At 70.5% G+C, this 13125-nt stretch carries 13 protein-coding genes; 5 read left to right on the top strand and 8 right to left on the bottom strand.

What is annotated here, in order from left to right; translation table 11 throughout:
* Position 1: 1 nt before the first annotated feature.
* Positions 2–466 (bottom strand): tripartite tricarboxylate transporter TctB family protein, encoded by a 465-nt coding sequence (locus G3576_RS11705; RefSeq protein WP_164694587.1) that lies wholly within the window; start codon positions 464–466, stop codon positions 2–4.
* Between the two features lie 322 nt (positions 467–788).
* Positions 789–1769 (bottom strand): Bug family tripartite tricarboxylate transporter substrate binding protein, encoded by a 981-nt coding sequence (locus tag G3576_RS11700; RefSeq protein ID WP_164694586.1) that lies wholly within the window; start codon positions 1767–1769, stop codon positions 789–791.
* A 136-nt stretch (positions 1770–1905) separates the two neighbouring features.
* Between G3576_RS11700 and G3576_RS11695 the strand changes: the two genes are divergently transcribed.
* Complete coding sequence (locus tag G3576_RS11695; protein WP_164694585.1) at positions 1906–2979, top strand: hypothetical protein; 1074 nt, start codon at positions 1906–1908, stop codon at positions 2977–2979.
* Positions 2980–2983: 4 nt separating this feature from the next.
* Here the strand turns inward: G3576_RS11695 and G3576_RS11690 are convergent, their stop codons facing one another.
* The 5 genes from G3576_RS11690 to hemF all read right to left on the bottom strand — a co-directional run bounded on the left by G3576_RS11690 (position 2984) and on the right by hemF (position 7519).
* A complete protein-coding gene (locus tag G3576_RS11690) occupies positions 2984–3301 on the bottom strand; it encodes a hypothetical protein (RefSeq protein WP_328728952.1) in 318 nt (105 codons plus the stop codon).
* Positions 3302–3417: 116 nt separating this feature from the next.
* Positions 3418–3681: a type II toxin-antitoxin system prevent-host-death family antitoxin gene (locus G3576_RS11685; RefSeq protein ID WP_164694584.1), complete on the bottom strand. Its 264-nt coding sequence runs from the start codon at positions 3679–3681 to the stop codon at positions 3418–3420.
* Positions 3682–3758: 77 nt separating this feature from the next.
* Positions 3759–5969, bottom strand: coding sequence for a xanthine dehydrogenase family protein molybdopterin-binding subunit (locus tag G3576_RS32295; protein ID WP_164694583.1), 2211 nt, complete (start codon positions 5967–5969; stop codon positions 3759–3761).
* Entirely contained in the window at positions 5969–6421 is a 453-nt protein-coding gene (locus tag G3576_RS11675) for a (2Fe-2S)-binding protein (protein WP_164694582.1), read from the bottom strand. The genes G3576_RS32295 and G3576_RS11675 overlap by 1 nt, the downstream gene beginning before the upstream one ends.
* Positions 6422–6619: 198 nt before the next feature.
* Positions 6620–7519 (bottom strand): oxygen-dependent coproporphyrinogen oxidase, encoded by a 900-nt coding sequence (gene hemF, locus G3576_RS11670; protein WP_164694581.1) that lies wholly within the window; start codon positions 7517–7519, stop codon positions 6620–6622.
* Positions 7520–7883: 364 nt separating this feature from the next.
* Here hemF and petA point away from each other — a divergent pair, with 364 nt between their 5' ends.
* From petA to G3576_RS11650, 4 genes are all read left to right on the top strand, one after another.
* A complete protein-coding gene (gene petA / locus G3576_RS11665; RefSeq protein WP_207622780.1) occupies positions 7884–8459 on the top strand; it encodes a ubiquinol-cytochrome c reductase iron-sulfur subunit in 576 nt (191 codons plus the stop codon).
* A gap of 67 nt (positions 8460–8526) precedes the next feature.
* On the top strand, positions 8527–9798 hold the full coding sequence (locus G3576_RS11660; protein ID WP_164694580.1) for a cytochrome b: 1272 nt from the start codon (positions 8527–8529) through the stop codon (positions 9796–9798).
* A complete protein-coding gene (locus G3576_RS11655) occupies positions 9798–10586 on the top strand; it encodes a cytochrome c1 (protein WP_164694579.1) in 789 nt (262 codons plus the stop codon). Before G3576_RS11660 ends, G3576_RS11655 begins: the two co-directional genes overlap by 1 nt.
* Before the next feature lie 106 nt (positions 10587–10692).
* Positions 10693–11580, top strand: coding sequence for an S-methyl-5'-thioadenosine phosphorylase (locus G3576_RS11650; RefSeq protein ID WP_164694578.1), 888 nt, complete (start codon positions 10693–10695; stop codon positions 11578–11580).
* 138 nt (positions 11581–11718) lie between these two features.
* On the opposite strand, the gene der is transcribed toward G3576_RS11650, so the two are convergent.
* The gene (der, locus tag G3576_RS11645) at positions 11719–13059 is read right to left on the bottom strand and encodes a ribosome biogenesis GTPase Der (RefSeq protein ID WP_164694577.1); all 1341 of its coding nucleotides are present in this window, start codon (positions 13057–13059) and stop codon (positions 11719–11721) included.
* Positions 13060–13125 lie beyond the last annotated feature (66 nt).

The raw sequence follows: 13125 nt of genomic DNA, 5'->3' as shown, positions 1-13125 counted from the left end.
CTCAGTACCCCCAGCCGAAGGTGGACCAGCGCACGGCCGGGATGGGGATGCCGAGCCCCACGGTGAAGACCAGCACCGCCATGGCGGAGAGCGAGACGGCGAGGATCGCCGTGCGGAGCACGGGCGGCGCGGGCTCGGCCTGGGTCACGATGGCGATGAGCAGCACGGTGGCCGGGATCAGGCCCAGCGGCTCGATCGCCCAGGCGAAGGCGAGGCCGCCGGCGATGATGGCGACCAGGGCGCGGATCTTGGGCACGGGCAGCTCGCCCGGGCGGAACAGGGCGGGGATGATGGTCAGGGCGCCGAGGATGGCGACGAGGATACCGAGCACCGCGGGGAAGAAACCCGGCCCCATGCGACGCAGATCGCCCAGGCTGTAATCCGCGCGGGCATGGAAGTGAAACCAGATGCCAAATAGAATCAGGGCGATTCCGCCAATGATATCTGTCCAGTCTCGTCGTTGCATCGACGGATGCCTCCCTTTTTCAAAAGGCGCGGCCCGCCATCGGTGGATGGCGGGCCGCGAGAGGCGCAGAGACTATGAATGTTTGCGCGTGTTAATTCACGCGGGCGCGACGAGGCTGACGACGCCGTGAGGATGACCGTGTGTCATGATCCGGATCAGGGATCCGGACATCGTGTCAGCGAGGCCGGACGCGGCGTTGCCTTCCTCGGACGCCAGGCGACACGATGCCGGCCCCCGGCAATCGTTCGGCAGGATCCGGCGGTCCAGGGTCCCCTTGGACCCTGGCGAGGGGGTCAGGGGGAGCAGCGCTCCCCCTGTCCAATCAGTCGAGCCGCGCCCCGGAGATCCGCACCACTTCCTGCCAGACCGGCCGTTCCCGCGCGACGCGGGCCGTGACCTCCGCCGGCGTGCTGAACACGCCCTTGGCGCCGGCGCGGAGGAAGCGTTCCTGCATGGCCGGCGGCTCCGTCACTTCCCGGATGAGCGCGGAGGCCCGTTCCACGATCGGCGCGGGGACGCCGGCCGGGAAGGCCATGGCGCACCAGGAGGTGATGACGAAGTCGGGCACGCCGACCTCCGCCATGATCGGCACGTTGGGCAGGGTGGACCAGCGTTCGGCGCCGCTGACCGCGAAGGCCTTCATGCGGCCTTCCTGGATGACCGGGATGTAGCTGGCCAGGTTGTCGAGCGCGAAGTTGAGGTCGCCCGAGAGCATCGCCGGGATGATCTGCGCCGCGCCGCGGAACGGCACATGCGTGCCATCGATGCCGAGGCGGCTGGTGAACAGCGCGCCGGAGAGGTGGGCGGTGGTGCCCACGCCCGGGGAGCCGTAGGAGACGCCCTGGCGCTGCGCCTTCGCCCAGGCCAGGAACTCCGCGAAGTTGTTGGCCGGGTTGTGCTGGGCGGAGACGATCAGGACGTTGGGCAGTTCCCAATGCATCGAGATCGGCTGGAAGTCCCGCTGCGGGTCATAGGGCAGGCGGGAATAGAGGAAGCTGTTGATGTGCCAGGCGCCGAGCGTCAGCGGTGCCATGGTGTAGCCATCGGGCGTCGACTTCGCGAGCGCATCCGCGCCGATGTTGCCGCCGGCGCCGGGCCGGTTCTCCAGCACGAAGGTCTGGCCGGTCTTCTGCTGGAGCTGTTCGCAGAGCAGGCGGCAGAGCACGTCGGTGGAGCCGCCGGGCGGCCAGGGCACGATCACGCGGACGGTGCGGTTGGGCCATTGTCCCTGCGCCAGCGCGCCGGTGGTGGCGAGGAAGGGCGCGGCCAGGCTGGTGCCGAGCAGGATGCGGCGCGTCGTCATTCCGGATGTCTCCCCTTTGTTGGCGGCAGGATAGAGGCTTGGCGGCGGCGGGGCCAGCCATCCCCCGGCAGCGTGAAAGCACCCGCCTTTACCGAAGCCTAATCCCGGTCGTGGACAAGGAAGGCCGGAGGTATGCATGGCGGCGCAGGCCCAATCGCTGTCGGAATTGCGGATGCTGGTGGAACGGCTGGAGCAATCCGGCCTGGCCGGGCAGCGCGCCGACGTGGCCGCGCTGCTGGACAAGTCCCGCGCCACGCTCGCGACCCATCAGGGCGTGCGGCCTGCCGGAAGGCGGCCCCGGCAGCGCCCGGCGGAGGCGCTGGCGGAACGGCCGCCGCGGCGGCGGCGCGTGCGGCGGGGCTTCAAGCTGGCCTCCCTGCTGCTGGTGATGGTGGATGGGGTGGCGGCGATGCTGGGCGCGGCCTCGCTGGCCGGGCTGGCGCTGGCGGAGGTGCCGCCGGAGCCCGCACCCCTGGTGCTGGCGGGCGCGGTGCTGTGGGGGATCGCGCATCGCGGCCGCGTGGCGGTGGCGGAGGCGGCCTTCGCGATCACCTACGTCGCGCGCTGGGGCTGGCTCTGGGTCGCGGAGGCGTTCAGCGATCCGGCCTTCGAGAAGCTGCAGATCCTGCTCGATGCGCGGGACGTGATGGCGCATTGGCGGGACTGGCGCCGCAGCCTGGCGCGCCCGCCCCGGATGGCGGATGTGGAGGCCTTCCTGGCGGAGACCCATGGCCCCGCCGTGGCGGCGCTGTTCCTGGAACAGGGGGAGGCGCGGTGGGGCCGGCGGCGGGTGCATGTCGGCCGTGGCGCGGGGCTGCAGGCGGCGGGCGAGGGCTTTGCCGGGCAGCGCGTGCGCTGGTCCCGCCTGATCCGGCTGTTCGAGGGCCTGGCGGCGGCGGATGCCTTCTGGCCGGAGCAGCCGGCGGTGCTGGAAGGCGGCACGGGCCACGGGATCGCCGCCGACCCGGAGCCCGAGCCCGAACCGGAGCCGCCGGAGCGGATCGCGCGGCGGGAACAGCTGAAGGAGATGATCCTGGCGAAGCGGGAGGAGATCCAGCGCGCGCAGGACTGGAAGATGAAGACGCCGGCGGAGATGGCGCAGCGCGATGCGCATGTGGCCGATCTCCGCCGGCAGCATGATGCGCTGGAGGCGGAGCTGCGGGAGATCGGCGGCGTACCGCCGCCGATCCTGACGAAGCGGCGGCGGTAGGGGGCTATTCTGTCCGCGCCACGAGTGCGGCGCGTTGCCGCCGCCGGGCTTCCAGGAACCGGTCCCTGACGAGGCGGAACAGGCCTGGCGGCAGGAAGCCATAGGCCGCGCTTTCCGGACCCTGGCCTGGCAGCATCCGCAGATCCGGGCCAGGCCAGGTGAAGGCGTTGGCCTCCGTCACCACGATCCATGACCTGGCCTCGTCGAGGCCGAGGCGCTGCTTGGTCGCCGGCGGGATCTCGACCGCATCGGTGGCGGCAGCGGGCGGCGTGTGGGTGACGGGGAGGGCCAGGATTCGTTGCCGGCCGGCGTCATCGACCACGGCGAGGATGATGGCGCAGGGGCGGTCCTTGGCCGCTTCCTCCCGCCCCTGCTGCGCTTCGCGGCGCCAGAGATAGCCATAGCGTATGACGAGGCCTGGCTGTGGTTCCGGCCAGGTCAGCGCGGCGGCTCCGCCAATTCGGCATCGAGATGCGCCTGGTCAGCGGGAACTTCCGCTGCGGCGATCAAGGCCGCGTCCTCATCCGTGACATCGCCCGCCGCCATGGCGGCGCGGTCGCGGCGCTTCAGCCGTTCATATTCCGCGGCCGACACCACGACGAGGCGGTCGCGCCCGTTCTTGGTGATGGTCACGGGCTCCCCGAGCGCGCGGTCGGCCAGGGTGCCGAAGTTGCGGATGAAGTCGGCGGTGGTGACACGCACGGGCGTGGCGCTCCTTGGCGGCGCAGGATGCGAATTATATGTATAATTCGCATCCTACGCCAGCGCTTCAACCGCCCTCACGCCGCGCCGATGCGTTCCTTCGCGAAGGGCAGGCTGCGGATGCGGCGGCCGGTCAGCGCGGCGATGGCGTTGGCGACGGCGGGCGGCACGCCCGGGGTGCCGGGTTCGCCGACGCCGCCCATGGGGGCGCCGGATTCGACGATGCGGACATGCACCTTCGGCATCTCGGCGCGCGAGAGGATGCGGTAGGCGTCGAAGTTGCGCGGGATGGGGCGGCCATCCTCGAAGCCCATTTCCTCGAAGCAGGCGGCGGACAGGCCGATCGCGGCGGCGCTTTCGACCTGGGCGCGGATGATGGCGGGGTTGACGATGCTGCCGGGGTCGATGGCGATGAAGAGGTCATGGACCACCACCTCGCCCTGCCGCAGCGAGACCTCGGCGATGGTCGCGACCTCCGTCCCGAAGGGGGAGGCCATGGCGATTCCGCGCGCGCGGCGGGTGCCGTCCGGTGCCTCGAAGGGCCCGCGGCGCCAACCGCCGGCGAGGTCCAGAACCGCGTCGAGCAGGGCCTGGTGGCGGGGGGAATGGGCGAGGTGGGCGCGGCGGAAGGCGAGGGGATCCTGGCCCGCGACCTCCGCGACCTCATCCAGGAAGGCTTCGAGGAAGAAGTCGTTCATGGAATGGCCGACGGAGCGCCAGAAGCCGACATTGATGGGGTGGGGGACATGCACCCATTCGATGCGGCGGTTCGGGATGGCGTAGGGCTTGAAGGCCACGCCCTCCACCGCGGAGGTATCGAGCGGCGGGTTGCCGAGGCGGCTGGTGCCGAAATGCTTGGCGACCGGGCCCTCACCGGGGATGGTGGCGTGCAGCGCCTCGATCCGGCCATCGGCGCCGAGGCTGGCGCGCAGCCGGGCGAAGCCCATGGGGCGGTAGGCGTCGCGGGCGAACTCCTCCTCCCGCGTCCAGATCACCTTGACCGGGCGGCTGGCGGCGCGGGCCAGGCGGATGGCCTGGTTCATCGGGTGGATGGTGCCGTAGGTGAAGTGCCGGCCGAAGAAGCCGCCGAGGAGGGGCGTGTGGATGCGGATGCGGTCCTCGGCCAGGCTGGCTTCGCGGGCGGCGATGGCGCGGAACTGCTCCGGCGCCTGGTTCGGCGTCCAGACATCCAGCGTGCCATCGGCGTTGAAGCGGACGGTGGCGGAGGGGGGCTCGAGCTGGGCGTGGGCGAGGTAGGGGGCGTCGTAATCGGCGGTGATCGTCTTCGTGGCGACGCGGAGGATGGCGGGCGCGTCGCCCTGGGTGTCGGAGGCCGGGTTGCCGGGGGCATCGGCCTGGGATCTGAGGGTTTCGAGCATCGAGGAGCTGGAAAAATCCTCGGGGACGACGGCCTGGCCGCCGACCGCGGTCCAGGCGACCTGGGCGGATTCCACGGCCTTGCGGGCGCGCCAGAAGCTGTCGGCCAGCACGGCGACGGCGCCGGGCAGGCGATGCACGGAATGGACGCCGGGCATGGCGCGCAGCGCGGCCTCGTTCAGCACCGCGCCGGGATCGGCGCCGGCGCGGGGCGCGTGCAGGATGGCGGCCTGGAGCATGCCCTCCACCTGCATGTCGATGCCGTAGCGCGCCTGGCCGGTCGACTTGGCGCGGGTGTCGAGGCGCTTTTCCGGCTTGCCGATCAGGCGGAAGGCGGCGCCGGATTTCGGCTGCGCGTCGGTCGGGATGGGCAGCGCCGCGGCGGCCTCCGCCAACTCGCCATAGGGGATGCGGCCGCCGGGGTGGATGACGAAGCCGGGTTCGGTGGAGAGGCTGGCGGCGGGGACCGACAGGCGCTGCGCGGCGGCTTCCAGCAGCATGGCGCGGGCGGTGGCGCCGAGGATGCGGAAATGGGTGGTGGTGTTGCGGATGGAGAAGCTGCCGCCGGTGACGCGCCGCGTGCCGTTGAACAGGACCTGGTAGTCGGCGCCTGCCGGGGCGGTTTCCACCGTGAAGGAAGCGAGGTCGGCGTCCAGCTCCTCCGCCACCAGCTGGGCCACGGCGGTGTGGATGCCCTGCCCGCCCTCGGCAAAGGGATTCTGCAGGGTGATGCGGCCATCGGGCTTGATGGAAAGGTAGGCGGGGACCTTCCTGGCGTGCTGCATGCCGCCCATGGACTGGGCGCGGGCCGGGCGCTGGGGCAGGCCGAGGGCCAGGAGCAGGCCGCCGGCGAGACCGAGGGCGCCGCGCCGCGACAAGTTGAGGGGGGAGAGGTTGAGGGGGGCCTTCATCACGCGGCCTCCGATGCCTGGCGGATGCCGGCGGCGATGGCGTTGTAGGTGCCGCAGCGGCAGAGGTTGGTCATGGCGGCGGCGATGGCGGCCTCATCCGGCTTCGGCGTTTCCTTCAGCAGGGCGGTGGCCGCCATCAGCTGGCCGGACTGGCAGTAGCCGCATTGCGGCACATCGAGCGCGACCCAGGCGGCGACCAGGCGGGCGCCGATGGGATCGGCCTCGATCGCCTCGATGGTCGTGACGGCGCGGCCCGCGACGCTGTCCACCGGCACCTGGCAGGAGCGGGTGGCGACGCCATCGACCAGCACGGTGCAGGCGCCGCATTGCGCGACGCCGCAGCCATACTTGGTGCCGGTCAGGCCCAGCGTGTCCCGCAGCACCCAGAGGAGGGGGGTATCGCCCTCCACCTCGACGCGGCGCGCCTCTCCATTCACGGTGATCTCGGCCATCGAAGCACCCCCACGGCAATGGCGCGCATCTTGGCGCGGGTCGCGGGGATGTCGAGCGTTGTTCTGCAGGTGGCCGCCAGAGGCGGCCGGGCGCCCGACTGGGCGCCGCCGCTCATGCGTCACGCCGCTGGCGTGCCTTCGGCACGACGCGCCTGAGGCGTGCCTGCGGCACGACGCGCCTGAGGGCAAGTAAATATCCTACGGCCAGCCGGTCTCCGGCGGCAGGGACATCAGGATGGCTTCCACATTGCCCCCGGTCTTGAGGCCGAAGATGGTCCCGCGGTCGTAGAGCAGGTTGAACTCCACGTAGCGGCCGCGGCGCATCAGCTGGTGGGCGCGCTCGGCCTCGGTCCAGGGCTCATGCATGCGGCGGCGGACGATGGCGGGATAGGCCTCCAGGAAGGCGAGGCCGACATCCCTGGTGAAGGCGAAGTCGGCCTCCACGCCGCGGCCCGGCGTGCGGTCGCCGAGCCAGTCGTAGAAGATGCCGCCCAACCCCCGCGGTTCGTTGCGGTGGGGCAGGAAGAAGTACTCGTCGCACCACTGCTTGAAGCGGGGGTAGTAGGTGGGGTCGTGGCGGTCGCAGGCGGCCTGGTAGGCGGCGTGGAAGGTTGCCGCATCCGCCTTCGAATGGGGCGCGGCGTGGTCCATCGGCGTGATGTCCCCGCCGCCGCCGAACCAGGCCTTCGTCGTCAGGATGAAGCGGGTGTTCATGTGCACGGCCGGCACGCGGGGGCTGCGCATATGCGCCACCAGGCTGATGCCCGTCGCCAGGAAGCGGGGATCCTGCTCCGCGCCGGGAATCTGCTTCCGGAAATCCGGCGAGAACTCGCCGAAGACGGTGGAGACGTTGACGCCGACCTTCTCGAACACCCGTCCCTTCATCACGGACATGACGCCGCCGCCGCCCTCCGGCCGGTCCCAGGCGGTGCGCAGGAAGCGGCCCGGGGGAAGGGTGGCGTGGGGGCCGGATGACAGCTCGTCCTCGATCGCCTCGAACTCCGCGCAGATGCGGTCGCGCAGGCTTTCGAACCAGGCGCGGGCGGGGGCGACCATGGGGTGGGAGGGCGGGGTCACGGGCGCGGGGCTGTCAGTCATCCGGGGTGGTCCTCGATCGGCTCGGCGGGGCGCCGCGCCATGGCCTCGATCGGCGGGCCGATCGGGCGCGCCATGACCGGGAGATTGGCAGGGGATGAAGAGGATGCCCATCCTGGCCGGGAAGTGACGGGACGCGGCGGCTTCGCCGTGAAGCTGTTGCGATTTCAGGGTGGCGGCCGGATGGACACCATCGCAGGCCACCCTTTATATGCGGCGCAGCGTCGTTGGTGGCAGCCCCGGCTTGCGCGCGCCCCTGTTCGGGCAGTGCCGGCCCCGGCCGTTCATCATCCGATGCGGAAGATGCGCGAGGATGGCGGCTCGTCCGGGCGGATACGGCGGGCGAGGACCGGAAGGGGACGACGACATGGCCGAGACGATGGCGCCCGCTACAGCGCCCCATGGGGCGCCCCATGGAGCCGATGGCTCCGGGGAGACGCGGCGGGATTTCCTGAAGCTGACGACGGGCGCCTTCGCCGCGGTGGGCGTCGGCGTGGTGGTGTGGCCCTTCATCCATTCGATGAACCCGGCGCGGGACGTGCTGGCGCTGTCCAGCACGGAAGTGGACCTGGCGCCGATCGCGGCCGGCCAGGCGGTGACGGTGATGTGGCGCGGCAAGCCCGTCTTCGTCCGCAACCGCCCGCCGGAGGAGGTGCAGGCCGCGCGCGCGACGCCGCTGTCCGAACTGAAGGACCCGCAGCCGGACCAGGCGCGCGTGCAGCGCGACCAGTGGCTGGTGGTGCTCGGCGTCTGCACCCATCTCGGCTGCGTGCCGCTCGGCCAGAAGTCGTCCGACCCGAAGGGCGACTACAATGGCTGGTTCTGCCCCTGCCATGGCAGCCACTACGACACCTCGGGCCGCATCCGCCGGGGACCGGCGCCGCTGAACCTTGCGGTTCCCGAATACACCTTCACCTCTCCCACCCAGATCCGGATCGGCTGACGGCGCCGGGGCGCGGTATGGTCCGCGCCCGCCCGTGAGCCCCGCAACCCCCGAGGAGCCAGGCAAGATGGCCATCGGCCTTCACGACAGCACCTTCACCAACCCGGTGATCCGCTGGATCGACCAGCGCATGCCGGTCTTCACCATGATGCAGAAGGAGTACGGGACGTTCCCCACGCCCCGGAACTTCAACTACTTCTGGAATTTCGGCGCGCTCGCCATGGTCACGCTGATGATCATGATCGCGACCGGCATCTTCCTGGCGATGAACTACACGCCGCACACGGCCTACGCCTTCGACAGCGTCGAGCGCATCATGCGCGACGTGAACTATGGCTGGCTGATCCGCTACGTGCACATGAACGGCGCGTCGATGTTCTTCATCGTCGTGTACATCCACATCTGGCGCGGGCTCTACTACGGGTCCTACAAGGCGCCGCGTGAACTGCTGTGGATCCTGGGCGTCGTCATCTTCCTGCTGATGATGGCCACTGCCTTCATGGGCTACGTGCTGCCCTGGGGCCAGATGTCCTTCTGGGGCGCCACGGTCATCACCAACCTGTTCTCCGCCTTCCCGATCGTGGGCGAGCACATCGTGACCTGGCTGTGGGGCGGCTTCTCCGTCGACAACCCGACGCTGAACCGCTTCTTCAGCCTGCACTACCTGATGCCCTTCGTGATCGCGGGCGTGGTCTTCCTGCACGTCGCCGCGCTGCACATCACGGGCTCCAACAACCCGCTCGGCATCGACCCGAAGGGCCCGCAGGACACGCTTCCCTTCCACCCCTACTACACGGTGAAGGACAGCGTCGGCCTGGTGGTCTACTTCATCGTCTTCGCGGCGCTGGTCTTCTTCGCGCCGAACTACCTCGGCCACCCCGACAACTACATCCCGGCGAACCCGCTGGTGACGCCCGCGCACATCGTGCCGGAATGGTACTTCCTGCCCTTCTACGCGATCCTGCGCGCGGTGCCGGACAAGCTCGGCGGCGTGCTGCTGATGTTCGGCTCCATCGCGGTGCTGTTCATCCTGCCCTGGCTCGACACCTCCCCGGTGCGGTCCATGCGCTTCCGCCCGATCGCGAAGTGGGCGCTGTTCGCGTGGCTGATCGCCTTCTTCGCCCTGATGTGGGCGGGCGGCAAGCCGGCGGAACAGCCCTATGTCCTGATCTCCCAGATCGCGACGGCCTACTACTTCGCCTACTTCCTGATCATCCTGCCCCTGCTCGGGCGGCTGGAGCGGCCGCTGTCGCTGCCGGAGAGCATTGCCCTTCCGGTGCTGCGCGGTGGCGGGCCGCTGCCGGCGGGCGCCGTGGCCAAGCCGATGGAGAAGGCCTGATGACCGTGTCCCTGCGGGGCTTCCGCAACCTGCTTGGCGCGCTGGCCATCGGCGCGGCAACGGTCCTCGGCACCGCCCCGGCCCAGGCGGCCGGGGAGGCGATCGCGCTGCCCGATACGCGCTTCAGCTTCGCGGGCTTCTTCGGCACCTATGACCGCGGGTCGCTGCAGCGCGGCTTCCAGGTCTACAAGGAAGTCTGCGCCGCCTGCCACGCCATGCGGCAGCTGAGCTACCGCAACCTGCTGGAGATCGGGCTTTCCGAGGCGCAGGTCCGCGCCATCGCCGCCAGCTTCCAGGTGGTGGACGGCCCGAACGACCAGGGCGAGATGTTCGAGCGGCCGGCGCGCCTGTCCGACCGCTTCCGCCGGCCCTTCCCCAACGAGGCGGCGGCGCGCGCGGCGAACAACGGCGCCTATCCGCCGGACCTGTCGGTGATGACGAAGGCCCGCCACAACGGCGCCGTCTACGTCCACGCGCTGCTGACCGGGTACCAGGACCCGCCCGCCGGCTTCACGCTGATGGACGGGATGAACTACAACGCCTACTTCCCCGGCCACCAGATCGCGATGCCGAACGTGCTGAACCCGGGGCAGGTCGAATACGCCGACCGCACCGAGTCCACCGTGGACCAGATGGCGCGCGACGTGACGACCTTCCTGGCCTGGGCGGCGGAGCCGGAAGCGGAGCAGCGGCGCGCCATGGGCATCCGCATCATCCTGTTCCTGATCATCCTGGGCGGCCTGACCTATGCGGTGAAGCGCAAGGTCTGGGCCGACGTGAAGCACTGAACCAGCCCGCCAGGGTTGGTTGAGCGAAGGGCCGTCCCCGACCGGGGGCGGCCCTTTTTCATGGCCGGGCGGTCCTGTAGAAGCGCGGCGCAGCCAGGAGCACCGCATGTCCGACCTCGTCACCCCCGTCATCGGCCTGATCGGCGGCTCCGGCCTCTATGACATCCCGGGGCTCCAGGACCGGGAATGGAAGCGGGTCGAGAGCCCCTGGGGCGAGGCCTCCGACGAGATCCTGCATGGGCGGCTGGGTGAGGTGCAGGTGCGCTTCCTGCCGCGGCACGGGCGCGGGCATCCGACGCCGCCCTCCGCGCTCAACTACCGCGCCAACATCGATGCGATGAAGCGGGCGGGGGCGACGGAGATCATCTCCCTCTCTGCCGTCGGTTCGCTGAAGGAGGAGCTGCCGCCGGGCCACTTCGTCATCGTCGACCAGTTCATCGACCGCACCTTCGCGCGGGCGAAGTCCTTCTTCGAGACGGGCTGCGTCGGGCATGTCTCCGTTGCCCACCCGGTCTGCCCACGGCTCGGCGATGCGCTGGAGGCTTCGGCGAAGGGGCTCGGTCTGCCGGTGACGCGGGGCGGGACCTACCTGGTGATGGAGGGGCCGCAATTCTCCACCAAGGCGGAGAGCCTGCTGTACCGGCAATGGGGCTGCAGCGTGATCGGCATGACCAACATGCCGGAGGCGAAGTTGGCCCGGGAAGCGGAGCTCTGCTACGCGACGGTTGCCATGGTGACCGACTTCGATTGCTGGCACCCCGACCATGACGCGGTGACGGTGGACCAGGTGGTGAAGGTGCTGTTCTCCAACGCCGACAAGGCGCGGGCGCTGGTGGCGGATGTGGTGCCGCGGCTCGGGGCGAAGCGGGGGCCGTGCGAGGCGGGGTGCGACCGGGCGCTGGACCATGCGCTGATCACGGCGCCGGAGAAGCGGGACCCGGCGCTGCTGGCGAAGCTGGATGTGGTGGCGGGGCGGGTGCTGGGGCGTTCGTGACACGCAGGGGGCGCTGCCCCCTGCACCCCCGCCAAGGGCCAGCGGGCCCTTGGAACCCAGGCCATTGACGATGGTCCAGGGGGGTCTCCCCCCTGGCGGATGGGGTCTGGGGAAGGCGGAGCCTTCCCCAGGGCTCGACTACTCCTCGCCACCCTCCGCATAGGGATTGTCCGTCCCGCGCAGATTCAGGCGGATCGGCACCCCCGGCATGTCGAAGGCTTCGCGGAAGCTGTTCACGAGGTAGCGGCGATAGTCTTCCGGCAGCAGCTCCGCCCGCGTGCCGAAGACGGCGATGGTGGGCGGGCGGGCCTTGGGCATGGTGGCGTAGCGCAGCTTGATGCGCTTGCCCTCCACCAGCGGCGGCTGGTGGCGGTCCTTCATCACCTCGAACCAGCGGTTCAGCTCGCCCGTGCCGATGCGGCGGTTCCAGGTCTCATGCACTTGGCGCACGGCGGGCAGCAGGCGGTCGATGCCGCGCCCATTGGCCGCCGAGATCGGCACGACCATGATGCCCTTCATCTGCGCGAGGCTGGAGGTCAGCACGTCATCCAGCCGGCGGCGGGCGGCGGTGCGGTCCTCCACCGCGTCCCATTTGTTGAAGGCGATGACCACGGCGCGGCCCTCGCGCTCCGCCAGGCGGGCGATGCGGAGGTCCTGCTCCTCCATGCCGAGCAGGGCGTCGATGACCAGGATCACCACCTCCGCCTCCTTCAGCGCGGCGATGGAGGCGCCGGTCGACATCCGCTCCAGCTCCTTCTCGATCCGGGCCTGCTTGCGGAGGCCGGCGGTGTCCACCAGGCGGATGGGGCCCACTTCGTCGCGGATCTGGACGGCGATGGCGTCCCGCGTCAGGCCGGGCTCGGGGCCGGTGATCATCCGCTCCTCGCCCAGCAGGGTATTGAGCAGGGTGGATTTGCCGGCGTTGGGGCGGCCGACGATGGCAAGGCGCAGCGGGCGTTCCCGCTCCCCCCGCTGGCCGCGCGGTTCCTTCTGCAGGTGGTCGCGCACCTCGTCATGCAGCGTGCCGAAGCCGTCGCCATGCTCGGCGCTGACCGGGATGGGATCGCCGAGGCCGAGTTCATAGGCCTCCAGCGCGTTCTGCACGCCAAGCCGGCCTTCGGCCTTGTTGGCCAGCAGCAGGACGGGGACGCTGGCGCGGCGCAGCCAGTTGGCGAAGGCGCGGTCGGCGGCGGTGAGGCCCGTGCGGGCATCAATGACGAAGAGGACGAGGTCCGCCTGGCGGAGTGCGGCGTCGGAGCTGGCCGTCATGCGCCCGGCCAGGGTCTCGGGCGCGGCTTCCTCGAGGCCGGCGGTGTCGATCAGCGTCACGGGGATGCCGCCGATCTCGGCCTCGACCTCCTTCCGGTCGCGGGTCACGCCGGGGATGTCGTCCACGATCGCGATCTTCCGCCCGGCCAGGCGGTTGAAGATGGAGGATTTGCCGACGTTAGGGCGGCCGAGGATGGCGACGGTCTGCATGGGGGACAGGTTCGATCAGGAAATGCTGGCCGCGCCTATAGCACGGCCAGCCCGCCTGTCCCGTTT

It is taken from the genome of Falsiroseomonas algicola (assembly GCF_011040385.1).
Lineage (GTDB): Bacteria > Pseudomonadota > Alphaproteobacteria > Acetobacterales > Acetobacteraceae > Falsiroseomonas > Falsiroseomonas algicola.
The sequence above is the reverse complement of the archived record's forward strand: the minus strand, read 5'-3'. Positions and strand labels throughout refer to the sequence as shown.

What these genes read in the sequence shown, in the direction of transcription:
- G3576_RS11705 (WP_164694587.1), bottom strand. Translation starts at nt 466, where the DNA reads ATGCAACGACGAGACTGGACAGATATCATTGGCGGAATCGCCCTGATT.
- G3576_RS11700 (WP_164694586.1), bottom strand. Translation starts at nt 1,769, where the DNA reads ATGACGACGCGCCGCATCCTGCTCGGCACCAGCCTGGCCGCGCCCTTC.
- G3576_RS11695 (WP_164694585.1), top strand. Translation starts at nt 1,906, where the DNA reads ATGGCGGCGCAGGCCCAATCGCTGTCGGAATTGCGGATGCTGGTGGAA.
- G3576_RS32295 (WP_164694583.1), bottom strand. Translation starts at nt 5,969, where the DNA reads ATGAAGGCCCCCCTCAACCTCTCCCCCCTCAACTTGTCGCGGCGCGGC.
- G3576_RS11675 (WP_164694582.1), bottom strand. Translation starts at nt 6,421, where the DNA reads ATGGCCGAGATCACCGTGAATGGAGAGGCGCGCCGCGTCGAGGTGGAG.
- hemF (WP_164694581.1), bottom strand. Translation starts at nt 7,519, where the DNA reads ATGACTGACAGCCCCGCGCCCGTGACCCCGCCCTCCCACCCCATGGTC.
- petA (WP_207622780.1), top strand. Translation starts at nt 7,884, where the DNA reads ATGGCCGAGACGATGGCGCCCGCTACAGCGCCCCATGGGGCGCCCCAT.
- G3576_RS11660 (WP_164694580.1), top strand. Translation starts at nt 8,527, where the DNA reads ATGGCCATCGGCCTTCACGACAGCACCTTCACCAACCCGGTGATCCGC.
- G3576_RS11655 (WP_164694579.1), top strand. Translation starts at nt 9,798, where the DNA reads ATGACCGTGTCCCTGCGGGGCTTCCGCAACCTGCTTGGCGCGCTGGCC.
- G3576_RS11650 (WP_164694578.1), top strand. Translation starts at nt 10,693, where the DNA reads ATGTCCGACCTCGTCACCCCCGTCATCGGCCTGATCGGCGGCTCCGGC.
- der (WP_164694577.1), bottom strand. Translation starts at nt 13,059, where the DNA reads ATGCAGACCGTCGCCATCCTCGGCCGCCCTAACGTCGGCAAATCCTCC.